At 69.3% G+C, this 24942-nt stretch carries 22 protein-coding genes and 1 tRNA gene; 19 read left to right on the forward strand and 4 right to left on the reverse strand.

Translation table 11 applies throughout. From position 1 onward, the window contains the following. The first annotated feature begins 25 nt into the window (after window positions 1–25). Both AC1C2T_RS12150 and pth read left to right on the forward strand, forming a co-directional pair. A complete protein-coding gene (locus AC1C2T_RS12150) occupies window positions 26–655 on the forward strand; it encodes a 50S ribosomal protein L25/general stress protein Ctc (RefSeq protein WP_495360738.1) in 630 nt (209 codons plus the stop codon). 116 nt (window positions 656–771) lie between these two features. Next, on the forward strand, window positions 772–1401 hold the full coding sequence (gene pth / locus AC1C2T_RS12155) for an aminoacyl-tRNA hydrolase (protein WP_495385475.1): 630 nt from the start codon (window positions 772–774) through the stop codon (window positions 1399–1401). A gap of 111 nt (window positions 1402–1512) precedes the next feature. Here the strand turns inward: pth and AC1C2T_RS12160 are convergent, their stop codons facing one another. Beyond that, entirely contained in the window at window positions 1513–2223 is a 711-nt protein-coding gene (locus AC1C2T_RS12160) for a ribonuclease H family protein (RefSeq protein ID WP_495385476.1), read from the reverse strand. Window positions 2224–2366: 143 nt separating this feature from the next. On the opposite strand from AC1C2T_RS12160, the gene mfd reads away from it, so the two are divergent. Next, complete coding sequence (mfd, locus tag AC1C2T_RS12165) at window positions 2367–6068, forward strand: transcription-repair coupling factor (protein ID WP_495385477.1); 3702 nt, start codon at window positions 2367–2369, stop codon at window positions 6066–6068. Window positions 6069–6223: 155 nt separating this feature from the next. Here the strand turns inward: mfd and AC1C2T_RS12170 are convergent, their stop codons facing one another. Both AC1C2T_RS12170 and AC1C2T_RS12175 read right to left on the reverse strand, forming a co-directional pair. Next, window positions 6224–6520 (reverse strand): hypothetical protein, encoded by a 297-nt coding sequence (locus tag AC1C2T_RS12170; RefSeq protein ID WP_495385478.1) that lies wholly within the window; start codon window positions 6518–6520, stop codon window positions 6224–6226. Between the two features lie 38 nt (window positions 6521–6558). Then, a complete protein-coding gene (locus tag AC1C2T_RS12175) occupies window positions 6559–7758 on the reverse strand; it encodes a Na+/H+ antiporter NhaA (RefSeq protein WP_495385479.1) in 1200 nt (399 codons plus the stop codon). A gap of 151 nt (window positions 7759–7909) precedes the next feature. On the opposite strand from AC1C2T_RS12175, the gene AC1C2T_RS12180 reads away from it, so the two are divergent. From AC1C2T_RS12180 to AC1C2T_RS12240, 13 genes are all read left to right on the forward strand, one after another. Further along, complete coding sequence (locus AC1C2T_RS12180; protein WP_495360732.1) at window positions 7910–8641, forward strand: MazG family protein; 732 nt, start codon at window positions 7910–7912, stop codon at window positions 8639–8641. A 10-nt stretch (window positions 8642–8651) separates the two neighbouring features. Further along, window positions 8652–8819, forward strand: coding sequence for a hypothetical protein (locus AC1C2T_RS12185; RefSeq protein WP_495360731.1), 168 nt, complete (start codon window positions 8652–8654; stop codon window positions 8817–8819). Between the two features lie 167 nt (window positions 8820–8986). Then, entirely contained in the window at window positions 8987–9430 is a 444-nt protein-coding gene (locus tag AC1C2T_RS12190) for a DUF6841 family protein (RefSeq protein ID WP_495360730.1), read from the forward strand. A 125-nt stretch (window positions 9431–9555) separates the two neighbouring features. After that, complete coding sequence (gene hisS, locus AC1C2T_RS12195) at window positions 9556–10824, forward strand: histidine--tRNA ligase (RefSeq protein ID WP_495385480.1); 1269 nt, start codon at window positions 9556–9558, stop codon at window positions 10822–10824. Window positions 10825–11001: 177 nt separating this feature from the next. Next, window positions 11002–11928: a putative endonuclease domain-containing protein gene (locus AC1C2T_RS12200; protein WP_495385481.1), complete on the forward strand. Its 927-nt coding sequence runs from the start codon at window positions 11002–11004 to the stop codon at window positions 11926–11928. Between the two features lie 256 nt (window positions 11929–12184). Then, window positions 12185–13465, forward strand: coding sequence for a phosphopyruvate hydratase (eno, locus tag AC1C2T_RS12205; RefSeq protein ID WP_495360727.1), 1281 nt, complete (start codon window positions 12185–12187; stop codon window positions 13463–13465). 77 nt (window positions 13466–13542) lie between these two features. Continuing rightward, window positions 13543–14409 (forward strand): FtsB family cell division protein, encoded by an 867-nt coding sequence (locus AC1C2T_RS12210; RefSeq protein ID WP_495385482.1) that lies wholly within the window; start codon window positions 13543–13545, stop codon window positions 14407–14409. Beyond that, window positions 14406–14999 (forward strand): DUF501 domain-containing protein, encoded by a 594-nt coding sequence (locus AC1C2T_RS12215; RefSeq protein ID WP_495385483.1) that lies wholly within the window; start codon window positions 14406–14408, stop codon window positions 14997–14999. The genes AC1C2T_RS12210 and AC1C2T_RS12215 overlap by 4 nt, the downstream gene beginning before the upstream one ends. Before the next feature lie 62 nt (window positions 15000–15061). Next, window positions 15062–16339, forward strand: a complete 1278-nt coding sequence (locus AC1C2T_RS12220) for a S8 family serine peptidase (RefSeq protein ID WP_495360724.1) — start codon at window positions 15062–15064, stop codon at window positions 16337–16339. Window positions 16340–16388: 49 nt separating this feature from the next. Further along, complete coding sequence (locus tag AC1C2T_RS12225) at window positions 16389–17795, forward strand: NAD(P)/FAD-dependent oxidoreductase (RefSeq protein ID WP_495385484.1); 1407 nt, start codon at window positions 16389–16391, stop codon at window positions 17793–17795. A 51-nt stretch (window positions 17796–17846) separates the two neighbouring features. Next, window positions 17847–17920 (forward strand) — tRNA-Leu (locus tag AC1C2T_RS12230). Between the two features lie 114 nt (window positions 17921–18034). Continuing rightward, entirely contained in the window at window positions 18035–19360 is a 1326-nt protein-coding gene (gene wecB, locus AC1C2T_RS12235; protein ID WP_495360722.1) for a non-hydrolyzing UDP-N-acetylglucosamine 2-epimerase, read from the forward strand. Further along, on the forward strand, window positions 19353–20750 hold the full coding sequence (locus tag AC1C2T_RS12240) for a glycosyltransferase (RefSeq protein ID WP_495385485.1): 1398 nt from the start codon (window positions 19353–19355) through the stop codon (window positions 20748–20750). The genes wecB and AC1C2T_RS12240 overlap by 8 nt, the downstream gene beginning before the upstream one ends. Before the next feature lie 6 nt (window positions 20751–20756). Here AC1C2T_RS12240 and AC1C2T_RS12245 read toward each other — a convergent pair whose 3' ends face one another. Beyond that, a complete protein-coding gene (locus tag AC1C2T_RS12245; protein ID WP_495360720.1) occupies window positions 20757–21683 on the reverse strand; it encodes a Ppx/GppA phosphatase family protein in 927 nt (308 codons plus the stop codon). An 84-nt stretch (window positions 21684–21767) separates the two neighbouring features. Between AC1C2T_RS12245 and AC1C2T_RS12250 the strand changes: the two genes are divergently transcribed. From AC1C2T_RS12250 to AC1C2T_RS12260, 3 genes are read left to right on the forward strand one after another with little or no spacing between them, the layout of a single operon-like run. After that, window positions 21768–22364 carry a TetR/AcrR family transcriptional regulator gene (locus tag AC1C2T_RS12250; RefSeq protein WP_495360719.1) on the forward strand — a complete coding sequence of 199 codons (597 nt, stop codon included), beginning with the start codon at window positions 21768–21770 and terminating at the stop codon, window positions 22362–22364. Continuing rightward, on the forward strand, window positions 22361–23650 hold the full coding sequence (locus AC1C2T_RS12255) for an MFS transporter (protein ID WP_495360718.1): 1290 nt from the start codon (window positions 22361–22363) through the stop codon (window positions 23648–23650). Before AC1C2T_RS12250 ends, AC1C2T_RS12255 begins: the two co-directional genes overlap by 4 nt. Further along, complete coding sequence (locus AC1C2T_RS12260; RefSeq protein ID WP_495385486.1) at window positions 23650–24897, forward strand: alanine racemase; 1248 nt, start codon at window positions 23650–23652, stop codon at window positions 24895–24897. The genes AC1C2T_RS12255 and AC1C2T_RS12260 overlap by 1 nt, the downstream gene beginning before the upstream one ends. The last annotated feature ends 45 nt before the right edge of the window (window positions 24898–24942 follow it).

Below are 24942 nucleotides of genomic sequence, written 5' to 3' on the forward strand. Positions count from 1 at the left end.
AGCCGGGCCCAGCAAGGAGAAACAAATGGCTGAAGACAACAAGGTCGTCGCAGACGCGCGCGAATCGTTCGGCAAGGGTGCGGCCCGCAAGCTCCGCGCCGCCGGCAAGATCCCCGCGGTGGTCTACGGTCACGGCACCGACCCCGTGCACGTCGCGCTCCCGGCGCACCAGATCGGCCTGATCCTCCGCAAGGCGAACGCCGTGCTCGACCTGCAGATCGACGGCAAGAGCCAGCTCGCCCTCGTGAAGGACGTGCAGAAGGACCCGGTGCACCAGGTCATCGAGCACCTCGACCTCATCGTCATCAAGAAGGGCGAGAAGGTCCAGGTCGAGGTGCCCGTGCACCTCGAGGGCGAGCCTGCCCCGGGCATGATCGCCGACCTCGACCAGCACACCCTCTCGCTCGAGGCCGAGGCGACGCACATCCCCGAGCGCGTCGTCGTCAACGTCGAAGGCCTCGAAGAGGGCGCGCAGATCCTCGCGGGCGCCGTCGAACTGCCCAAGGGCTCGACGCTCCTGTCCGACCCCGAGGCGCTCGTCATCAACGTGCACACGCCGCAGAAGGTCGACCTGGGCGAAGAGGCCGCTGAAGAGGCCGCCGAGGGCGAAGCAGCTGAAGGCGCCGAAGAGGCCGAGGCCGAGGCGGCCGAGTAGCACTCGCACCACTGCACTCGCACCACTACCGCGTCGGGGCCTCGCCTCCCGCATCCGGGTACGCTCGGAATGCGGGGCGCGGGGCTCCGGCCGTTTCTCGCTCGCTCGGAGGTCAGATGGGATTCCTCGACCTGCTGCGCCCTCGCCGGAAGGACGACACCGTGGCCCAGAACACCTGGCTCGTGGTCGGCCTCGGCAACCCCGGCGCGCAGTACGCCGGCAACCGGCACAATGTGGGCCACATGGTCGCCGACGAGCTCGCCGCACGACTCGGAGCGCAGTTCAAGAGCCACAAGACGCCGTCGCGCGTCGCCGAGGGATTCCTCCGCCCGGGCGGCCCGAAGCTCGTCATCGCCAAGCCCAATGGCTACATGAACACCTCGGGCGGGCCGGTCTCGGCGCTCCTGAAGTTCTATTCGGTCGAGCCGGAGCGACTCATCGTCGTGCATGACGAGCTCGACCTGCCGTTCGACACCGTGCGCTTGAAGCAGGGCGGCGGGCATGGCGGGCACAATGGGCTCCGCGATATTCAGAAGGCCACCGATTCAGGGCCGTTCACGCGCGTGCGTGTCGGCATCGGCCGCCCTCCCGGCCGGCAGGACCCAGCCGATTTCGTACTGAAGGACTTCTCGAGCGCCGAGCGCTCGAACCTTCCGAACCTGGTGTCGGATGCCGCGGACGCGGTCGAGGCGGTGGCGAGCGAGGGGCTCGTGGCGGCGCAACAGCGGTTCCACGCACCGAGTTAGGCGCAAGACGGTCCGGATCAGCTCCCCGCGGACTCAGAGGCTCGTGGCGGCGCAACAGCGGTTCCACGCGCCCGGCTAGGTGCAGGACGACAGGATCAGCTCGCCGCGGACTCAGATCAGCCCGCGGAGGAATTCGTCGGGCGGAAGGCCCTCGGCTTGGGCGCGCACGCGGAGCCGATCGAGTTCTTCGGTCGAGAGCTCGAGCGTGATGCTGTGCCACGCCTCGGGCTCGGGGTCGAGGCTGAACAGCGCGCCGTCGTCGAAGGCGGGCGCGACGGCGTCGGGTGTTGGCGCGGGTTCCGGTACGGCGTCGGCTGCAGGCGCGGGTTCGGCGATCGTCGCCGAGCCGTCTGTCGCACAGGCCCCGCTCCACCCCGGGCCGCCGGGAACCGACGAGCCGCGTTGGTACGCCTCTGCGACTGCGCGAGCGCGCGCGTCGGCCGCCTCGTTGAGCTCGTGGCCAACGTGGCCCTTCACCCACTCGAAGCGGTAGCGGCGCCCGGCGAGCGCTTCGTCGAGCTCCTGGAGAAGCTCGATGTTCATGACCGGTTTGCCGTCTGCCTTTCGCCAGCCCTTGCGCTTCCAGCCGGGCATCCACTTGGTGACCGAGTTGATCACGTACTGGCTGTCGCACTGCACGAGGAGGTCATCGTCGAGGTGGGCCGTAGCGCGGAAGAGTTCGAGCACCGCCTTCAACTCGCCCTGGTTGTTGGTGGCGTGCTTCCACCCGCCGGCGGCCCAGCAGCTGTCGTCGACGTACCAGGCCCAGCCGGCCGGGCCTGGGTTGCCGAGGGCGGATCCGTCTGCGGCAGCGGTGATCATTACGGGAGCCTCCTGGCGTTCGACGTGCGCGCCCATCGTATCGGCGCGACGCCGTGCGCGCGTGCGGCGGCAGGTCGCGTGCGGATCGTCTCGGGAGCCGCGAAGCCGGACCGTGTGTCGGAGGTGCCGCGTAGACTCGTCGGGTGAACCTCCAAGGCTTTCTCACGGCGCTTTCGCGCGCCGCAACCGTCGACGCCGCGCTCGCCGAAGCCCAGAGGAACGCTGACTTCTCGGCCCCCGACGGCCTCGACGCTCCACTGCTCGCCGGCCTCCTGCAGCGCCGCGCAGAGGCAGGACTCCCGCCGGCGCTGCTCGTCATCACCGCCACGAGCCGTGAGGGCGAATCCCTGAGGGCGTCGCTTGCGCCGTACCTCGCCGATGCAGAGCTGATCGAGTTCCCCGCATGGGAGACACTCCCGCATGAGCGGCTGAGCCCGTCGGCCGAGACCGTCGGCCGACGGTTGCATGCGCTGCGCCGCATGCACGACTGGGCGGCGGCCGGCTCGAAGCATCCGCTCGTCGTGGTCGCCTCGGTGCGCGCGGCACTGCAGCCGCTCGCTGACAATCTCGCCTCGCTCGAGCCCGTCGAGCTCGTCGCCGGAGGGCGCGGGTACAACCTCGCCGACCTCTCAACGAAGCTCGTCGACCTTGCATATGCCCGCGTCGACATGGTCGCGCGTCGGGGCGAGTTCGCCGTGCGCGGCGGCATCCTCGACGTCTTCCCGCCCACCGCCGATCACCCCATGCGGGTCGAGTTCTTCGGCGACGAGGTCGAAGAGCTGCGCGCGTTCTCAGTCGCCGACCAGCGCTCGCTGCCCGAGGTCATCGAGCGCGTCTCACTGCCGCCGAGCCGTGAACTGCTGCTCACCGGGCCCGTACGCCAGCGGGCCCGCGAGATGGTGCACGAGTTCCCGAGCTTGTCGGGGCTGCTCGAGAAGATCTCGGAAGGCATCCCCGTCGAGGGCATGGAATCGCTCGCGCCGGCACTCCTCGACCGGCTCGTGCCGCTCACGCACTATCTGCCGGAGGGGGCCGCCGTCGCGGTGCTCGCGCCGGAGCGTGTCGCCGGCCGGGCCGTGAGCCTTGGGGAGACCAACCGCGAGTTCCTCGGAGCTGCCTGGAGCGCAGCCACAGCGGGCGCCGAAGCGCCGATCGATCTCGCGGCAGGTGACTTCCTCACGGTGCGCCAGTTGCGCGATTCGGTGCTGTTCAGTGCGCCAGGGCAGCCAGACCCCCGGCGGGTGTGGTGGAACTTCTCGGGCTTCGACATGGGCGATGCGGCCGAGGTCGTCGCGGCGGCCGGCGGCGAGACCGCGGCCCGCGTCGCGGGCGGTTCGGCCACGCTGCGTCTGGCGGCGAACGCGATGCCGAGCTTCCAGGGCAACGTCGCCGGCGCGGTCGACCACGCCGCCGAACGCCTGCGCGACGGGTGGAGTCTCGTCGTGGCATCCGCCGGTCACGGTCTCGTCGAGCGCGCACGCGACGTGCTCGCAGAAGCAGGACTCGCCGCGCGGATCGTCGACGAGGTTCCGCCGAAGCTCGAGCCCGGCGTCGCCTACCTCGTGCAGGCCGATGCCGCGCGCGGCTACGAAGTGCCCGAGCTGAAGCTCGGCCTCATCGCCGAAGCCGAGTTCTACGGTCGTTCGGCCGGCTACGACGCACGGCAGGGCAAGAAGCTCGCCAGTCGTCGCCGCAACGTCGTCGATCCGCTGCAGCTGAAGACCGGAGACTACGTCGTGCACCAGACGCACGGCATCGGCAAGTTCATCGAGATGGTCCAGCGCGAGGTAGCCACCGGCTCACGCCCGACCGGACCGAGCCGCACTGCGGGCATCCAGCAGCAGCCGACCGCGGTGCGCGAGTACCTCGTCATCGAGTACGCGCCATCCAAGCGAGGTCACGCGGGCGACCGGCTCTTCGTGCCGACCGATCAGCTCGATCTGCTCTCCCGATACGTCGGCGGCGAAGCCCCGTCGCTCTCGAAGATGGGCGGCAGCGACTGGTCTCAGGCCAAGGGCCGTGCCCGCAAGGCGGTGCGCGACATCGCCGTCGAGCTCGTGAAGCTCTACTCGGCGCGCATGGCGGCGAAGGGCCACGCGTTCGGGCCCGACACGCCCTGGCAGCATGAACTCGAAGAGGCATTCCCGTTCGTGGAGACACCCGACCAGGTGCAGACGATCGACGAGGTGAAGGCCGACATGGAGCGGCCGATCCCCATGGATCGCCTGCTCGCGGGCGACGTCGGGTTCGGCAAGACAGAGGTCGCCGTTCGCGCCGCGTTCAAGGCGATCCAAGACGGCAAGCAGGTCGCGATGCTCGTGCCCACGACGCTCCTCGTGAAGCAGCACCTCGAGACGTTCAACGAGCGGTACGCCGGATTCCCCGTGCACGTGCGCGCCCTCAGTCGGTTCCAGTCCGACAAAGAGGCGAGGGACACCATCGCGGGGCTCGCCGACGGCACAGTCGACATGGTCATCGGCACGCATCGCATCCTCACCGAGAAGGTGATCTTCAAAGACGTAGGCCTCGTCATCATCGATGAGGAGCAGCGCTTCGGCGTCGAACACAAAGACTCACTGAAGAAGCTGAAGACCAACGTCGACATCCTCGCGATGAGCGCGACTCCGATCCCGCGTTCGCTCGAGATGGCCGTCACCGGCATTCGCGAGATGTCCACGCTCGCGACGCCGCCCGAAGACCGGCATCCGATCCTCACCTTCGTCGGGCCGTACTCAGAACAGCAGGTCTCCGCGGCGATCCGCCGCGAAATGCTCCGTGAGGGGCAGATCTTCTTCGTGCACAACCGGGTCTCCTCGATCAACCGCGCCGCCGCGCAACTCGCCGAGCTCGTGCCCGAGGCGCGAATCGCCGTCGCGCACGGCCAACTGAACGAACACGTGCTCGAGCAGATCGTGAGCGACTTCTGGGAGCGCAAGTTCGACGTGCTCGTTTCGACGACCATCATCGAGACAGGCCTCGACATCACGAATGCGAACACGATCATCATCGATCGCGCCGACAAGTACGGGCTCAGCCAGCTGCACCAGCTGCGCGGCCGCGTGGGCCGTGGCCGTGAGCGCGCGTACGGCTACTTCCTCTACGACCCGGCGAAACCGCTCTCCGAGACCGCGCACGACCGCCTCTCGACCATCGCCGCGAACAACGAGCTCGGCAGCGGCATGCAGGTTGCGCTGAAAGACCTCGAGATCCGTGGCGCAGGCAACCTCCTCGGTGCCGAACAGGCCGGCCACATCGCGGGCGTCGGCTTCGACCTGTACCTGCGCATGATCGGCGAAGCGGTCGCCGCGTTCCGCGGCGATGTGGCGCAAGGGCAGACCGAGCTCCGGCTCGAACTGCCGGTCGACGCACACATCCCCGAAGACTACGTCGACAGTGAACGACTGCGGCTCGAGGCCTACCAGAAACTCTCCGCCGCGAGCGGCCCTGCCGCCAAAGACGGGCAGATCGACCAGGTGCTCGACGAACTCGTCGACCGCTACGGTGAGCCCCCCGAGCAGGTCAAGCATCTGATCGCCATTTCCCGACTGCGCCGCGAGGCACAGCGCGCCGGCCTCTCCGACGTCATCGCCACCGGGTCGAAGCTCCGCATCGCTCCCGCGAACATTCCCGACTCGCGCCGCGTGCGCCTCGAGCGCATGTACCCGGGCGCCAAGCACTTCGCCCAGAACGACGTGATCCTCGTGCCGTTTCCGGTCACCAACGGCGAGCTGCCGGGTGACGCCGACCTCATCGACTGGGTATCGCGTCTCATCATCGCGATCTTCCCGGTACCCGAGGCGCAATCGACGGATGCCGCGGCGGCTCCGACCGATGCCGTGAGCTGACCCGGAGATGCCGGAATCTGGAGTGAGGTGGCCCGGAGGTGCTGGAATCCGGAGTGAGCTCATCTCGGATGTGCTGGTATCCGGAGCGAAGTGACCCGGGTAGTGCCGGAACCCGGAGCGAGGTGCCCCCGGAGGTGCCGGAACCACGCCGCGAGCTAGACCTTCAGGTGGCCCCATTCGGCGAGGAACTCCTCGACCGACATCCGCTCGAGATCGGCGTTGATCGCCCGGAGCAGGGCGTCGGCCTCGTCGAGCGTGCCCGCCTTCGTTCGGATCACCGGCGAGCCGGTACCCGCGCGCATCACGACGAGGCCGGCGATCGACGGCCCGCCGAGACCAGTTGCCTCGCCCGCGAGCAGCAGGGCGGTGTGCCACGCCTTGCCGAGGCCCCGACGGCGCGGTTCGTGCAGTTCAGCGCGGAGGTAGCGGGCGGCGGGCGTGCTGTCGCTCATCAGATCAGTCTGACACGTAGGCTCGGTCTGGCACGCGGTCAGCGCGAGAACGCTCCGCCGACGCCCGCGTGACCGCCGTGCTTGCGATACTGCGCCGAGCGCAGACTCACGACGACGCCGGAGGCCGCGATCGCGATACCCGAGCCCAGCAGCACCGCGAGCGTGCCCTCGTCGGCGACCTCTGGCAGCCCGGCGAAGGCGAGCTCGTTCATGAGCAGCGAGACCGTGAAGCCGATGCCGCCGAGCGTACCCACGACGAAGAGGTCGCCGAGCGTGAGCGGGATTCCGGTGCGACGGCGAACGACGAGCGCGCCGAGGCTGCCGGCCAGCAAGATGCCGACGATCTTGCCGACCGGCAGCCCGACGAGGATGCCCCAGAACGCGGGGTCGAGTTCGCTCGGCTGCACCTGCGGCACCGCGACCATCGCCGCTGAGAACGCGAACAGCGGCAGGATGACGCCGTTCGACCACGGCTCGAGAGAGTGCACCGCCCGCCCGCCCGGGCGACGCGACATGACGAGGCCGAGCGCGACGCCCGCGATCGTCGCATGCACACCCGACTGGTAGACGAAGTACCAGGCGAGCCCGCCGAGCGCGACGAGCACGAGCGCGATCGGCCATTGCGGCCGTCGCGAGAGGATCCAAGTCGAGCGCGGCTTCATCATGCGACTGACCGCGCCGAAGAGGGCGATGGCGATGCCGGCGACGCCGAGTGATGCGAGATCGGCGTCGTCGGTGAAGAAGAAGGCGATGATCAGGATCGCGATGAGGTCGTCGAGCACCGCGAGCGCGAGGAGGAAGATGCGCACGCGGGTCGGGATCCACTTGCCGAACATCGCGAGCACGCCGAGGGCGAAGGCGATGTCGGTCGCCGTCGGAATGGGCCATCCGTCGACTGTCTCGGTGCCCGCCGTGAACGCGAGGAAGATGAGCGCGGGCACGACCACGCCGCCGAGCGCTGCGATCGCCGGCAGCAGCGCCTTCGACAACGAGTTGAGCTCGCCGATGACGAGTTCACGCTTCAGTTCGACGGCGACGATGAAGAAGAAGACGGCGAGCAGCCCGTCGCTGATCCAGTGCCCAGCCGAGAGGTCGAGGCCGAGCCACGAGAGGTCGAGGTGCTCGTTCTTCATTGCGATGAGCTCGGCGCCCACGGGCAGGTTCGCGATCACGAGGCCGAGCACTGCGGCGAGGAGGAGGAGGGCCGCTGACCAGCGTTCTGAGCGAAGGAAGTTCATGTGGGACTCCAAGGAACTCTCGTGCGCATCGGTCACGGAGACCGCCTGCGACGTCGAAGGGACGATGACGACGGTCTCCCGTCGGCCGACCAGACTTCCCGGCGCTCCGTGTTCGATCCTATCGGGGTGGGGCCGACGTAGGCTGGCAGGCATGAGCGACGCCCGCACCGAACACGCATCGGCCGAGTCCCGCGAAACGCACGAGGGACTCACGGAGCTGGTCGCGATGGTCGCCCGGCTCCGTGCGCCGGGCGGATGCCCCTGGGATGCGGAGCAGACCCACGAGAGCCTCGTGCAGTACCTCGTTGAGGAGAGCTGGGAACTCATCGACGCGATCGAGTCCGGCAGTCGCGAGGAAATGCTCGAAGAGCTCGGCGATGTGCTCTACCAGGTGCTCTTCCACGCCGACATCGCCGCGCAGACGCCAGGTGAAGACTTCGACATCGACGATGTCGCCCGTCATATGACGGCGAAGATGGTGGCGCGGCATCCGCATGTCTTCGGCGATCGCGAAGCCGAGACCGCCGCCGACGTCGTCGCCTTCTGGGAGGACCTCAAGGCCGATGAGAAGCCGCACCGTACGAGCGTGCTCGACGGCATCCCGCGCGGCATGCCGGCACTCGCGCTCGCGCAGAAGGTGCTCGGCAAGGCCGAGCGGGCGGGCGTCACGTCAGAGGCCCTTCTCACCGATTCGGTGACGGATGCCGCGGGCACGATCTCGCCCGCCACCGAGAAGGAGCTCGGCCGAACGTTGTTCGCCCTCGTGGCATCCGCTCGTTCACAGGGACTCGATGCCGAACGGGCACTGCGGCACGCGGTGCGCGCGTTCGAACACGAGGTGCGTGAGGCTGAGGCCGAGGCGGCGCCCGACGCTGTGGGCTAAGGTCCGAGGTATGTCGAAGTTCACGGACAGGGTGAAGGCGCTCTTCCGCCGACGTCGGCCGGTGACCAAGGAAGACGCCGCCGAGATCGCGGATTGGGTGAACGAAGGTGGAGCATTCGATCCCGAGGGGCCGCCGAGGGTCATCGACGACAACCACGGCGAGACGAAACAGCCCTGACTCGGGCCCGCGGCCACGCTGCGACGGGCGACGGGCGAGAGTCGTCGCGCCCGCAACACCTGGCCAGGCGCTCGCGTGCAGCGACAGGACGCCGCGGCTCGCACGGAAATGATCGCGGATGCCCCGAAGCCGGCGTACCGTCGGGTCATCGGCATCGGGAGGGCCCCATGGGGATCGCATCGGAGCGGCTGGCCGAATTCTTCGACGCGTATGCCGCAGCGCTCCGTGAGTTCGACGCGGACGCGACCGCACATCTCTGGGGACTGCCCGGGATGATCATGACCGACGAATACGCCGGCGCGTTCGAGAGTCGCGCCGACATGGAGGCGGGCCTCGCATCGTCGTACCCCATCTACCGTCGGCTCGGATTGGAGTCGGCGGTGCCAGAACTCCTCGCAGTGAGCGCGCTCACCGACACCATCTCGACCGTGCGCGTGCGGTGGAGCTACCTCGACGCGAACGATGAGGTCATCGTCACAACCGACTACGAGTACCTCGTGCGCGATGACGCCGACGGCCTGCACGTCTATCTCGCGGTCGGCATCGACGAGGCGGACGCGTTGCAACGGGCGGCCCGCGCGCGCGGCGTCGATCTCGACCTGTTCGGCTGAGGCCGCGCCCGACGCGGTTCTGGCGCCGGACGTGGCTCGCGCGCGCCCACGCACCGCCGACGCCACCCGTGGCTCGCGCGCGCCCACGCACCGCCGACGCCACCCGTGCTGGAAGAATGGTCGGCATGGCCGCATCCGTCACCCCACCGCGCGGAATGCGCGACTTCCTGCCCGCCGAGAAGGCCCGCCGCGAGCACGCGCTCGGGGTGATCCGCGACGTGTATGCGGCGCACGGGTTCGACGAGATCGAGACGCCGGTCATGGAGGACGCGTCGCGCCTGCACGCCGGTCTCGGCGGCGACAACGAGAAGCTCGCCTTCGCGGTCATGAAGCGCGGTCTCACCGCCGACGACCTGGCGCGCGCCGCGGCATCGGACGATGCCCTCTCGCTCGCCGATCTCGGCCTGCGCTACGACCTCACCGTGCCGCTCGCCCGGTTCTACGCGACGCACCGGGCCGCCCTGCCGCCCGTGTTCCGGGCCATCCAGATCGCGCCCGTCTGGCGCGCAGAGCGCCCGCAGAAGGGGCGCTACCGCCAGTTCGTGCAGTGCGACATCGACATCATCGGCGAGTCGGGGCAGCTCGCCGAGCTCGAGCTGCTCTCCGCGACCGTCGCGACGCTCGACGCGCTCGGTCTCGCCGGGTGCACGATCCGGCTCAACGACCGCCGCATCCTCGCCGGCATCCTCGGCTCGTGGGGCGTGCCCGACGAACTCCGCGAGCGCGCGCTCATCACGATCGACAAGCTCGACAAGATCGGCACCGGGGCAGTGGCGAGCGAGCTCGCCGACCTCGGCATCGTCACCGGCGATACGGATGTCGCGGCCGAGCTCGAGGCGCTGACCGCCGCCGATTGGCACCTGGCCGATGGCGTCATGCCCCCGCCAGCGTGGCTCGACCGCGAGGCATTTGCCGAACTGCTCGCGTTGCGCGCGGCCCTGCCCGATGCTGCGATCGAGTTCGACCCGACCCTCGTACGCGGCATGGGCTACTACACCGGCACGATCTTCGAGATCGCCCACCCCGACTACGGCTATTCGCTCGGCGGCGGCGGCCGTTACGACCACATGATCGGGCGCTTCCTCGGCCAGGAGGTGCCGGCCTGCGGCTTCTCGATCGGCTTCGAGCGCATCGCGGACCTGCTGGCCGTGCGCGACGAGGCGCGTCCCCGTGCCGTCGTGCTCGTTCACGACGCGGATGTCCCTGCGGCACAGTTGCTCGCCCTGAAACGCGAGCTCGTGGCATCCGGCACCCGGGTTCGTCTCGAGCGTCGCGTGAAGAACCTGCGCGCCCTGCTCGACCGCGTGACCGCCGACGGCTTCGACGCCTTCGCGCAGGTCGGCGTCGGCACCACGGATGCAGCGTCCCTCGCGTTCCGCGACCTCGGCGCGTAGCGCGCCGCGCGCTCTTCTCCCTCTTTTCTCCCCCTCATGGTCTTCTCGTGCACCGAGAAGTCGCAGATGGCGGATTCTCCGCCCTTTCGTCGCCATCTGCGACTTCTCGACGTGCGCGTTGACGGGCCTGTGGAGAGATCGAGCCGCGACTCCGGCCTGACGGCCAAAGTCGTTGTCGTGCGGCATCGATCAACTCTGCCCGGCTTCCTGACCGGCCTCGCGTTCCACGTGCGCGACGTCGACCTGCACGAATCGAGTCGGAGCAGACTCCGCGCGAGTGACGTGCAGCATCCGTTCACGGCCGTGCGCTCGATCGGGCTCGATCTCGATTCGACGCTCGATCGATGCCGCGCCTACGAGCCGCTTCTGCGGCCGCGTGAGGCATTCAGCCACGAGACGGCTGCACTGCTCTTCGGGGTCCCGTTGCCCGCGCCGGCTCCGCTGCTCCACGTCATCGCACCTCCCGGGCTCGTCCGTGCACGCGGGCGAGGGGTCGCCGGCCACACCAGCCATGCACCTGTACCGCTGGTGCTGCAGCACGGTCTGCCAGTGGCGGAACCCTCGCTCATGTGGTGTCAGCTCGCCGCCTCGCTCGATCGTGACGACCTCGTCGCGGCCGGCGATGCGCTCGTGACCGGAGCCCGCACGCGAAGCGAGCGGAGCGTGGCGATCACGAGCCTCGAGGAGCTCGCGCGGGCCGTCGACGGCTGGGCAGCGCGCCGCGGCGCACGCAACCTCGCGTGGGCGCTCCCGAGGGTCAGGGCCGGAGCCGAGTCGCGACCCGAGTCGCTCACTCGCCTCGTGCTCGTCGCGCACGGCCTCCCCGAGCCGGTGCCCAACGACCCGACGCCCATGACGGACGGTTCCGTGCTGCATCCCGATCTCAAGTGGGAGCGCTGGCGGATCGTGTTCGAGTACGAAGGCGACGGTCACCGCACGAACCGTGCAGTTTGGCAGCGAGACATCCGCCGCAAGCGCGACTTCGAGGCTGCCGGCTGGATCGTGATCCGCGTGACGGCAGACGATCTCTTCGTCGACCAGGCGGCGTTCATCGCCCGGGTCCGATCGCTCATCGCGCTCGCCGAGGCCCGCATCGCCCACTGAACGCTGGGGAGCTCACCGAGAAGTCGCACATGGCGACGTCCCGCCCCAGCAGTCGCCATCTGCGACGTCTCGCGTGCGGTGGGTGGGACGCAGGGATGCAGGCGGGCTTCGAGCGCGAGCCCACTGCGGCGAGCGGATGCCCCGGAGGGCAGGTCGTCCGGCCGGGACGAGCGCCAGTCGTGAGCATTACTAGACTGGCTGGCGGATCACGACGGAGTCGTCCGCTGCACACCCACCCATCACAGAGGAGTTCACTGTGGCAATCATCGAAGCTGTAGGCGCACGCGAGATTCTCGACTCGCGCGGCAACCCGACCGTCGAGGTCGAGGTGCTGCTCGACGACGGCTCGCTCGCTCGCGCCGCGGTGCCCTCGGGCGCATCGACCGGCGCCTTCGAAGCGTACGAACTGCGCGACGGCGACAACGACCGCTATCTCGGCAAGGGCGTGCAGAAGGCCGTCGACGCCGTGCTCGACGACCTCGGCCCCGCCATCGAAGACCTCGACGCTGCCGACCAGCGCCTCGTCGATGCCGCCCTCATCGAGGCCGACGGCACCGAGAACAAGAGCCGCCTCGGCGCCAACTCCATCCTCGGCGTGAGCCTGGCCGTCGCGAAGGCCGCGGCCGAATCGGCCGACCTGCCGCTCTTCCGCTACCTCGGCGGCCCGAACGCGCACGTGTTGCCCGTGCCGATGATGAACATCATCAACGGCGGCGCGCACGCCGACACCGGCGTCGACATCCAGGAGTTCATGGTGCTGCCGATCGGTGCACCCACCTACTCCGAGGGCCTCCGCTGGGGCGTCGAGACGTACCACGCGCTCAAGGGCCTGCTGAAGGCCAAGGGCCTGTCGACCGGCCTTGGCGACGAGGGCGGCTTCGCCCCCGACTTCGCGCACAACCGTGCAGCGCTCGACTTCATCTCCGAGGCGATCGAGAAGGCCGGCTTCACGCTCGGCACCGACATCGCCCTCGGCCTGGATGTCGCGGCAAGCGAGTTCCACGAGAACGGCGTCTACAAGTTCGAGGGCAAAGACCGCACGTCGGCCGAGATGAGCGCGTACTACGCCGAGCTCGCCGCTGCATACCCGCTCGTGTCGATCGAGGACCCGCTGGACGAGTCCGATTGGGACGGCTGGGCGCAGCTCACCGCTGAGCTCGGCACGAAGCTGCAGCTCGTCGGCGACGACCTCTTCGTCACCAACCCGAAGCGCCTCGCCGAGGGCATCGCCAAGCACACCGGCAACTCGATCCTCGTCAAGGTGAACCAGATCGGCACACTGACCGAGACGCTCGACGCGGTCACGCTCGCGCAGCGCTCGGGCTACACGGCCGTCATGTCGCACCGCTCCGGCGAGACCGAAGACACGACGATCGCCGACCTCGCGGTCGCGACCGACTGCGGTCAGATCAAGACGGGCGCGCCCGCCCGCAGCGAGCGAGTCGCCAAGTACAATCAGCTTCTGAGGATCGAAGAGGAGCTCGGTGAGGCCGCGGTGTACGCCGGCCGCACGGCGTTCCCCCGCTACACGGCCTAGAGCAGTTCGCGTGACGGGGGCGGCCGAGTGGCCGCCCCCGTCATCGCGTTCTTCCGGGTCGACGACGAGGAGGGGCGATGCGCGACGACACCGGTCGCTCCGGCCGTGCCCCCAGACGTCCGACGGTTCCGACCCCGAAGCCCGCCTCGACCCCGAAGCCCGCCTCGACCAAGCGGGGGGCGGGCGCGTCGCCGAAGCCCGCCTCGACCCCGAAGGCGACGGGCTCCGCGAAGCCCGCGGCGACTGCGAAGGCCACGGGCTCCGCGAAGGCCACGGGCTCCGCGAAGGCCACGGGCTCCGCGAAGGCGACGGGGGCCGGCAAGCCAAAGGGTTCCACGAAGGCGACGGGCTCCGCGAAGGCCACGGGGGCCGGCAAGCCGAAGGGCTCCGCGAAGGCGAATGGCTCCGCGAAGGCCGCCGCGCGCACCCGTGGGCCCGCCAAGGCGACCGGCTCGGTGCGATCGGGTTGGCTCAGCGGCATCCGATTCTCAGGTTTCTCCCTCATCATGATGGGAGTGCTCGTGCTCGCCGTGGTGGTGCTCGCGCCGACCATCGGGGCGTACGCGCAACAGCGGCAGCAGATCGCAGAGCTCCGCGCCGCCGTCTCCGCACAAGAGGAGGAGGTGCAGCGTCTGCGTGACGAACGTGAGCGCTGGAACGACGAGACGTTCATCGTGACCCAGGCGCGAGAGCGTCTCTACTACGTGATGCCGGGCGAGGTGAGTTACCTCGTCTACGACGACCGGACGGCAGCGGTGAAGGCGGATGCCACGGCCGAGGTCTCCGCCGACGTGACCGAATCGAAAGGCGACTGGATGCGCACCCTGCTCGACTCCGCGCTCGCCGCGGGGCTGGCGCCCGAAGCCGTGCCGCAGCCGACCGACCCCGCTCCGACCGACCCCGCGGCGACGACCGCGCCGCCCGCCGCCGAGGAGATCCGATGAGCCGCCCGCCCTTTGAGACGGTGAGCGAGCGCGACGTTCGCATCGTCTCGGCACAGCTCGGCCGCCCCGCGCGCGATGTCGTGGGCATCGCCGCCCGCTGCGTCTGCGGCGCGCCGACCGTGGTCTCGACGGCCCCGCGCCTGTCCGACGGCACTCCGTTCCCGACGTTCTACTACCTCTCGCACCCCGTCGCGACCGCGGCGATGTCGTTCCTCGAAGCGGCGCAATTGATGGTCGAGTGCAGCGAGCTTCTCGAGAGCGATCTCGAGGTCGCTGACGCCTATGGGCGCGCGCATCGCGACTACCTCGCCGACCGGGAGTCCATCGCGGTGGTTCCCGAGCTCGCCGGGATCTCCGCGGGCGGCATGCCGACGCGTGTGAAGTGCCTGCACGCGGTCGCGGCACATGCGCTTGCTGCGGGGCCGGGCGCCAACCCGATGGGCGACATCGCGCTCGAGCGCTCGAGCTGGTCGCCCGCAGTGTGCCGTTGCCCTGACTACGGAGTCGACGACGTGCAGCTCGAGGCAGACGCGACTGGGGCCGACGACGTGCAGTTCGAGGCAGACGCGGCCGGGGGTACGACCGCGTGATTCTTCGTCGTCGCACTCGATCTGCAGAGCGCCCGCCAGGTCCTGCGCGCCGTGCTCGTGGTGTGCACGGTAGCCGCCGCCCTCTCGCGCTGCTCGCGCGGGCGACTGCCACAGTCGCTGCGGCGACCCTCCTCGCGCTCGCGGGCGCGGCGCCGGCGCACGCCGACCTCGTGCGCGACTACGAGTACTGGCTCACCGACTACGGTTTCACGACCGCTTGGAACACCACCCGGGGCAAGGGCGTCACGGTGGCGGTCATCGACACGGGCGTCAACGGCAACGTCGCCGAGCTGCGAGGCGCGGTAACGGGCGGCACGGATGTCTCGGGACTCGGCACCCCTGACGGGCAGACGCCTGTGGGCGAAGACAACACCCACGGCACCATGGTCGCGGGCCTGCTCGCCGGTCGCGGCACCGGCGAGGGCAACGGCATGATCGGCATCGCCCCCGAGGCGTCGCTGTTGACCGTCTCGGTCGCATTCGGTCAAGACACCGGCGCGGTGAAGTCGAACGACGACCAGATCGCCGAGGCGGTGCGCTGGGCGGTCGACAACGGCGCCGACATCATCAACATGTCACTGACCCGCAATACCCGCGTCTGGCCCGAGAGCTGGGACGACGCGTTCATGTACGCGTTTGATCACGACGTCGTCGTCGTGGCGGCGGCCGGCAACCGAGGCAGCGGAACGAGCGAGGTCGGCGCGCCGGCGACGATCCCGGGCGTGCTGACGGTCGCAGGCGTCGACAAGTCGAAGAACGCGAGCCTCGACGCCAGCTCTCAGGGCATCACGATCGCCGTCGCGGCGCCGAGCGAACAGCTCGTCGGTCTGCAACCCGACGGCAGATACGTGATCTGGGACGGCACGAGCGGTGCGGCGCCCATCGTTTCGGGGCTCGTCGCGCTCATTCGCGCCGAGCATCCCGAGCTCGACGCGGCGAACGTCATCAAACGTCTCATCGCGACGGCCGACCCGAACGACCAGGCGGTGCCCAGTGCGCTCTACGGTTACGGCCTGATCGACCCCGTCGCCGCTCTCACGGCGCATGTGACCAAGGTCGACGAGAATCCGCTCGGCAGCCTCGCCGACTGGATCACCCTGCATCGCCGCGCCGCGGTCACGCCCACCGAAGAAGGCGGCGAGGAAGCGCCGATCGTGCCGATCGCCGATCCGCCGTTGCCGAGGTCGGATGGCGCGCAGACGCTGTTGCCCACGCCCTGGACGCTCGCCTACATCACGGTGCCGCTCTCGCTGGTCGCAGGATTTGGTACGCTAGCAGCGCTGCTGGGCATCGGCGCCACTCGGCATACCAGGCGGACTGTCCGCATTCGCGAGCAGTGATCGCACGCAAATCAGCCCGCACGTTCCAAAACTGAGGAGTCCATTCACCGTGCCCAAGATTCTCATCGTCGGCGGTGGCTATGCGGGGTTCTACACGGCGTGGAAGCTCGAGAAGTGGCTGCGTGCCGGCGAGGCCGAGGTGACGATCGTCGACCCGCTGCCCTACATGACGTACCAGCCGTTCCTGCCCGAGGTGGCGGCCGGCTCGATCGAGCCCAGGCACGCCGTCGTCGCACAGCGCCGGCACCTGAAGAAGACGAACGTCGTGACCGCAAAGGTCACCCGAATCGACCACGCGGCCAAGACCGCGACGATCACGCCCGAGTTGGGCGAGCCGTGGCAGTTCGACTACGACGTCGTCGTGGTCACGGGCGGCGCCGTCTCACGTACCTTCCCGATCCCGGGCATCGCCGACAACGCCATCGGCCTCAAGTCGATCGAAGAGGCGGTCGCGATCCGCGACCGCGTGCTCACGAACTTCGACCTGGCTTCGAACCTGCCCCCCGGCCCCGAGCGCGAGCGGCTGCTCACGTTCGTCGTCGTCGGTGGCGGCTTCGCGGGCATCGAGGTCTTCGCCGAGCTCCGTTCCTTCGCGAGCTCACTGCTCGAGTACTACCCGCAGCTGACCTTCGACGAGACGCACTTCCACCTCATCGAGGCCATGGGGCGCATCATGCCCGAGGTGTCCCTACCGACGAGCCACTGGGTCATCAAGCACCTCGCCCAGCGCGGCGCCGAGATCCACCTCGACACGCAGCTCACGAGCGCCGTCGACGGCGTCATCGAGCTGTCGACCGGTGAGAGCTTCGAGACCGACCTCATCGTCTGGACCGCCGGCGTCATGGCGAACCCCGCCATCGTGCGCTCGAGCGACCTGCCCGTCGAAGAGCGTGGCCGCATCAAGACGCGCGCCGACCTTCGCATCGGCGACGACGAGGAGTTCGTGGCCGACGCCTGGGCAGCCGGCGACATCGCCGCGGTGCCCGACCTGACCGGTGGCGGCGTCGGCGGCTACTGCGTGCCGAACGCCCAGCACGCGGTGCGTCAGGGCAAGCTCCTCGCGAAGAACATCGTCGCGGTACTGCGCGGCGAAGAGCCGAAGCAGTACTTCCACAAGAACCTCGGCGCGGTCGCCGGTCTCGGCATCGGCTCTGGCGTCTTCCAGTCGGGCAAGCTCGCGCTGACGGGCCTCATCGCCTGGTTCGCTCACCGCGGGTACCACGGCCTCGCCATCCCGAGCTGGGAGCGCAAGTTCCGCGTCTTCTGGGGCTGGTGGAACAACTTCTGGCTCGGCCGCGACATCGTCTCGCTCGCTGCGGTGCAGCAGCCGCGCGCACAGTTCGAGCTGTTCGCCGCGCGTCCGAGGCCGCCGGCCGTCGAGGCGCCGGTCCCGGCTGCCGATGCAGCCTCGAAGGCGAGCAAGTCGACCAAGAGAGAGACCGTCGCCGCCAAGTAGCGACGGCTCTGACTATGCTGTGACGCGGCGCCGCCCTTCGGGTGGCGCCGCGCTCCCGTAGCCCAATCGGCAGAGGCAGGCGACTTAAAATCGCCTCAGTCTGGGTTCGAGTCCCAGCGGGAGCACCTCGCGCTCCACCATTCCCGTGCGATTCGGACCCCGTCTGGGATGCCGACGAGCGCGGCGGATCCGATCGCGCGTCTCTGGCACCGGTCGCGTCACATGGATACGGTGGGCGCATGGAGAACGCCGTGCAGGGAACGCTCGTCGTCGTCTTCGTCGTCGGCACGCGGCCGGAGGCGATCAAGATGCTGCCCGTCATCCGGGCCTTCCGCGACAGCAGCCGCTTCGCCTCGTTCGTCGTCTCGACGGGTCAGCACGCCGAGCTCGTCGCGGATGTGCTCGCCCTGGGCGGAGTCGAGGCAGACGTCACGTTCGATGTCGCAGCGCCCGGACGCAGCCTCAACCAGCTCTTCGCCGACGTGCTCGGCGGCATGAGCCGTGTCTTCGAGGGGTTCGGGCCCACTCGGGAGACGAACTACGGTGCGCCGCCCGATGGATTCCCGGTGGCCTGTTTCGTGCACGGCGACACGTCGAGTGCTGCAGCGGCGGCGCTCGCGGCGTTCCACACCCGGGTGCCGGTCGTGCACGTCGAGGCCGGGTTGCGCACGGATGACACGCTCTCGCCGTTCCCCGAGGAGCTGAACCGTCAGCTCATCTCGCGCATCGCTGCGCTCCACCTCGCCCCGACGTTCCGCAACGAGCAGAACCTGATCCTCGAGGGGATCGATGAGGGACGCATCTTCGTGAGCGGCAACACCGCGATCGACACACTGTTCTTCGCGGCTTCGCTCGACGTACCCTACGGGGTCGCCGGCCTCGAGGACCTCGAGGACGACGAGACGACGCGCGTCGTCGTGGTGACGGCCCACCGACGAGAGAACTGGGGCGATCCGCTCGAGCGCATCGCGGGGGCCGTGGCACACCTCGCAGCGGCGTATCCCGACGTGCGCTTCATCGTGCCGCTCCATCCGAATCCGGCGGTGCAGGAGGTGCTGCGCCGACACCTGGCATCCCGCCCGAATGCCTCCTTGGTGGAGTCGATGGGCTACGCGGGATTCTCGCGGCTCCTCGGTCGAGCCGCCTTCGTCATCAGCGACTCGGGCGGCATTCAGGAAGAAGCGCCGGCGCTCGGCAGGCCGGTGCTCGTGCTGCGCGAGACCACGGAGCGGCAGGAGGGCGTGGAGGCGGGCACGGTCGAGCTCGTCGGCTCCGACCCCGAACTCATCATCTCGGCCGCATCCTTGTTGCTCGACGATCCGCGGGAGTACACCCGACGCTCGGCTCGGTCGAACCCGTACGGCGACGGCCACGCAGCCGAACGGATTCTCGCGCTCACCGAGCACGTCGTGTTCGACGGTCGCGCCCCGCAGCAGTTCGGCACCGGGCTCGACCGCAAGGGCGTGCTTCGCGCGGCGGGGTACCTCGAAGACCCGGCCGACGATCTCGCCGAGCTCCACCACGATGGTGTCGCCGACGGCCTCGGTGGTGTCGCGGGTGCTTGAACCGATCGTCTGGGGCGACTTGTTCGCCGGGGTTCCGGTCGTCTTCCAGGTGCTCTTCTGGATCGCGTTGACCTTGACGGTGATCTCCTTCGTCTCCATCTCGGCTCTCGCGATCGCGGGCTACCGGTATCGGCGAGGCCGCAGTCGTCCGATTCCCGAGGGCGCGCCGGACGCGGACGACTTCCTCTGGGTCTTCGTGGTGCCGGCGCTCGACGAGGAGGTGACGATCGCCGACAGCGTGGCGCGCCTCCGCGTCGCCGACGCACTTCGCGCGGTCATCCTGGTCGTCGACGACGGGTCGACCGACCGGACCGGAGAGATCCTGCGTGGCATCGACGACCCGAGACTGCGGGTGCTGACCCGCACACCTCCGAACGCTCGGCGCGGCAAGGCGGCCGCCCTCAATGAGGCCTACCATCACATCCGCGACGAGCTGCTGAGCGAGCCCGCGTTCAGCGGAATCCCACACGACCGGGTCATCGTCGGCATCGTCGACGCCGATGGTCGACTCGAGCGACATGCGCCGAGCCGTGTCGCATGGCATTTCGCCGATCCGCTCGTGGCCGGAGTGCAGGTGCTCGTACGCATCTACAACTCGAATCGATTCCTGACCTGGGCGCAGGATGTCGAGTTCTCGTCGTTCGGGTTCGTCTACCAAGCCGGGCGCGCTTCGTGGGGGACGGCGAACATGGGCGGCAACGGCCAGTTCAACCGCTTGTCCGCGCTGACCTCGATCACGGTGGACGACGGGCCGTGGCGGGATCGCCTCACCGAGGACCAGGATCTGGGCGTGCGGCTCATCCAGGAGGGATGGCGCGGCGCCCAGGAGAACGGCGCCGCGATCGACCAGCAGGGCGTTCCCGCCCTGCGGCGCCTCTACCGCCAGCGGGTGCGCTGGGCGCAGGGCGGCTGGCAGGCGCTCGGCCTGCTCGGTGGCACCACCCGCATCGACCAGGGCCCGATCGCGAGGATCGACGCCGTGCTCTACATGCTGACGCCCGTGCTGATCTCCGTCGCCGGGCTCAACTTCTTCGCGACCATCGTGCTGGCCGTAGTGTTACAGGTGCCCATCCTCCCGGCGACGTTGACGATCCTCCTGCTGTTCTTCACGCTCGGGTTCGGCCCGGGCTTCATCACGCTCTTCCTCCGTCGTCGCAGCATTCGCGGATTCCTGCTCGCGCTCGTCGAGACGGTGCCGTACGCCGCCTACACCTGGATCGTCTTCCCGGTCTTCCTCACGGCGCTCGTGCGCCACTGGACGGGGCGAACGAGTTGGGCGAAGACCGCGCGCGAGGTGATCGAGCCCGAGCTTCCCGAACCGGTCGACCCGCTCGCGGGTGAACCGACGGGCCCCCCCGGTGTCGCCGGCCCGCTCCGTCCCGAAACGTGATCGGTCTCAGCCGAGCCGATCGAGTCGCCGGAGGATGAGCCCTTCGCGGAGCGCCCACGGCGAGACCTCGAGCTCGTTGACGCCGAACGCGCGCATCGTCTCGGAGAGCACGACGGCGCCTGCGACGATCTGGAAGGTTCGGTCGGCGGTGATACCGGGGAGCGCGGGCCGCGCATCAGCGGGAATCTTCGCAAGGCGCGGCGTCCAGTCGTCGAGAGCGCGGCGCGTGAGCACGATCCGATCGGATGACCCGACACCTTCCTCTACCGTGCCCGCGAGCCGCGCGAGCGATCGGATCGTCTTGGACGAGCCCACGACGTGATCGGGTGAGGGCAGTTCGCGGAACGGCGCGATCGCCTCCGCGAGCACGGCGCGGGCGTGCCCCCGGAGGTGGGCGACCTGCTCGGTCGACGGCGGGTCGTCGGGCAGGAACTCGATCGTCGACCGGCCGGCGCCGAGGGGGAGCGAACGCGCGACATCCGGGATCTCGTCGAGTCCCTGCACGAGTTCGAGCGAGCCGCCGCCGATGTCGAAGACCAGGATCCGATCCGCGGACCAGCCGTACCAGCGGCGCACGGCGAGGAACGTGAGGTGTGCCTCCTCCTCGCCCGAGAGCACGCTCAGGCGCACGCCGGTCTCCTCGGCGACGCGGTCGAGCACCGCCTCGCCGTTCGCGGCCTCTCGGATCGCCGAAGTCGCGAACGCGAGGAGCTCGTCGAGTCCGGCTCGACCGGCCGCGTCGACCGCGGTGCCCACGGCCTCGATGATCGCGCTGACGCCGACCTCGCTGATCGCGCCGTCTGGCTCGAGGTAGCGCATGAGCCGAAGCACCGATTTGTTCGATGACATCGGGACCGGCCGGGCACCGCGATGCGCGTCGACGACGAGGAGGTGCACCGTGTTGGAACCGACGTCGAGAACTCCGAGGCGCATGGTGCGAGCGTAACGGTTTTCGTGCATACTGATGCGACTGGGACAGGCGTCCCACTTCGCGGCAATGGTGTCGAGAGGAGTCGTGTGGCCCGCATCCCTGCACCGGAGCGGCGCGCCGCCCTGGTCGAAGCGGCCCTGCGAGTCGTCTCGCGCCGTGGCATCGCGCAGGCCACCACCCGAGCCATCGTCGCAGAGGCGGGCATGTCGCTCGCGAGCTTCCATTACGCCTTCGACTCCCGCGACGAACTCATCGACGAGCTCATCACCACGGTCGTCGCCCGCGAGCAGGCAGCCGTGCTGCCGGATCAGCTCGAGGGCGACGACCTGCGCGACATGCTCGAGGCCGGGCTGCTGCGGTACTTCGAGCACCTTCGCGCCGACCCCGAGCACGAACAGGCGATGCTCGAGCTCACCCAGTACGCGCTGCGCTCGCCCGAGCGGCATCCGCTCGCTGCAGCGCAATACGCGCGGTACACCGAACTGGCCGCCCGCTCCCTCGACGCGGCCGCCCGCGCGGCCGACACCGTCTGGCGCGTCCCCGTCGAGCAGGTCGCCCGCGTGCTCGTCGCCTTCACCGACGGGCTCACACTCACCTGGCTCGTCGACCGAGACGATGCCGCTTCCCGGGCGGTCGCGCACGCGGCCGCCGACGCCCTCTCGAGAATGGCCGAACCCCGATGACGAGTCTCGACGCCGCGCCCTCGGCGCAACCTCCCGTGCCACCGCCCGCGTCCGCGCTCGGCGAGCCGGTTCGACGAGTCTCGGCCGGCTGGATCGCCTCGTTCGCGACCGTCTGGCTCGGCATCTGGATGGCGCAGCTGACGCCCGTGCAGCTGCTGCTGCCCGCCCAGATCGACGCGCAACTGCACCCCGAGAACTGGATCGACAGCGTCGTCGCGTTCGGCACGATCTCGGGCATCGCCGCGATCGCAACGATCATCGCCTATCCGCTGACCGGTGCAATCTCCGACCGCACGACGTCGCGGTTCGGGCGCCGCCGGCCGTGGATCGCGATCGGCGCGGTCGTCTTCGCGATCGCGCTCGTCTCGCTCGGCTTCCAAACGGAGATCTGGGCGATCGGGGCGGCGTGGGTCGCGGCATCCGTCGGCTTCTGCATCATGACCGCCGCACTCACGGCGACGATTTCCGACCAGGTGCCCGTGAACCAGCGCGGCTTCGTCTCGGGCTGGATGTCGGCGCCGCAGGCGGTCGGCATCATCGTCGGGCTCGTGCTCGTCACCGAACTCGTGACCGACGCCTCACTCGGCTACATCCTGCTCGCCGTGATCCTCGTCGTGCTCGCCGTTCCGTTCCTCTTCCGTGCCGATCAGCCGCTCGCGACGGCCGAGCGCGCCCGCGTCACGGCGAAGGGCATCGTCGCCGGGTTCTGGATCAGCCCGCGGAAGCACCCCGACTTCGGCTGGACTCTGCTCAGCCGAGTGCTCGTCTCCGTCGGCAACGCGCTCGGCACGAGTCTGCTGCTCTACTTCCTGATGTTCCAGTTGAATGACGCGCACGCCGAAGACAATCTCATCGTGCTCACGCTCATCTACATGGTGTTCGTGATCGCTGCCTCGCTGCTGCTCGGCAAGCTCTCCGACCGACTCGGCCGTCGCAAGATGTTCGTCTTCTTCGCTTCGGCGTTGCAGGGCATCGCGGCGTTGCTGCTCGCGCTCTTCCCTGACTTCACCGTCGCGATGGTCGCAGCCGGCCTCCTGGGGCTCGGCTACGGGTGCTTCCTGTCGGTCGACCAGGCGCTCGCGACCCAGGTGCTGCCCGACGCCGCCTCGCGAGGCAAAGACCTCGGCATCATGAACATCGCCTCGGCCGTGCCGCAGGCCGTCGCTCCGATGATCGGCGCGGCTGCGGTGGTCGTCTCGGGCTCGTTCATGCTCGTGTTCCTACTGGGTGCCGCGTTCTCGTTCGCCGGCGCCTTCGCCGTCGCCCGAGTGAGGGGCGTGCGCTGATGGGTCTCGACCTGCGCAAGACGGGTGTGCCGGCGACGGATGCCGCGGAATGGCTGCGACCCGAGCGGTACTGGCCGGCACTGAGCGCCGCGACCTCGCATCTCGACGCCCCCGTCGGGGCGCTGCACCTCGGGGCGCTGCGCCACAACGCCCTCGATATGCTGCGCCGGGCGAACGGCAAGCCGATCCGCGTCGCGTCGAAGTCGCTTCGAGTACGTGGCGTCGTCGAGGCGCTCCTCGCGATGCCGGGATACCACGGGGTGCTCGCCTACACGCTCGCCGAGGCGCTCTGGCTCGCCGACACGGTCGACGACATCGTCGTCGGCTATCCGACCGCTGAGCGGGCGAGCATCCGCCGGCTCGCGAGCGACCCCGATTTCGCCGCGCGCGTGACCCTCATGGTCGACTCGCCCGCGCAGCTCGATCTCATCGACGCGGTGCTGCCGCCCGGCAGGCGCGAGTCGATCCGGGTGTGCCTCGAGCTCGACGCCTCGTGGAACGCTCCCGTGCTCGGCCATCTCGGCGTGCGTCGTTCACCGGTGCATGCGCCCGAAGACGCCACCGCGCTCGCCGCTTACATCGTGAAGCGGCCTGGATTCGAGCTCGTCGGCATGATGTCGTACGAGGCGCAGATCGCCGGTGTCGTGAACCGGCCGGCCGGCCGGCCCCTCGACGGTGCGGTGAATCGCTGGATGCAGTCGCGTTCGATGCCCGAGCTCGTCGAACGCCGCGGCCGTGCGGTCGCCGCGGTGCGCGAGCAGGCCGAGCTCGAATTCGTGAACGGCGGCGGCACCGGCTCGCTCGAGGTCACCGCGGCGGATGCCTCGATCACCGAGATCGCCGCCGGCTCGGGCATCTTCGGCGGTCACCTGTTCGACGGCTACCAGCACTTCACCCCGGCGCCGGCTGCGGCGTTCGCGCTCGACGTGGTCCGGCGCCCGAGCCGTGATCACGCGACGATCCTCGGTGGAGGATGGGTCGCCTCCGGCCCACCGACCGGAGACCGGCTGCCGAAGATCGCGTGGCCGGAGAATCTCAAGATGGAACCTCGCGAGATGGCGGGTGAGGTGCAGACACCGGTGAGCGGGCGGGCCGCTCGCGGCCTCGCGGTGGGCGATCGGGTGTGGTTCCGGCATACGAAGTCGGGCGAGATCTCCGAGCACCTGAACGAGTTCGCCGTCGTCGAGGCCGGCGAGGTGGTCGACATGATCCCGAGCTATCGGGGCGAAGGGAAGGCGTTCCTGTGACTGCGACCGGGGCCACGTGGCGTGTGTTGACCGGGCGTCGAGGAA

It is taken from the genome of Agromyces sp. Y558, from assembly GCF_059445415.1.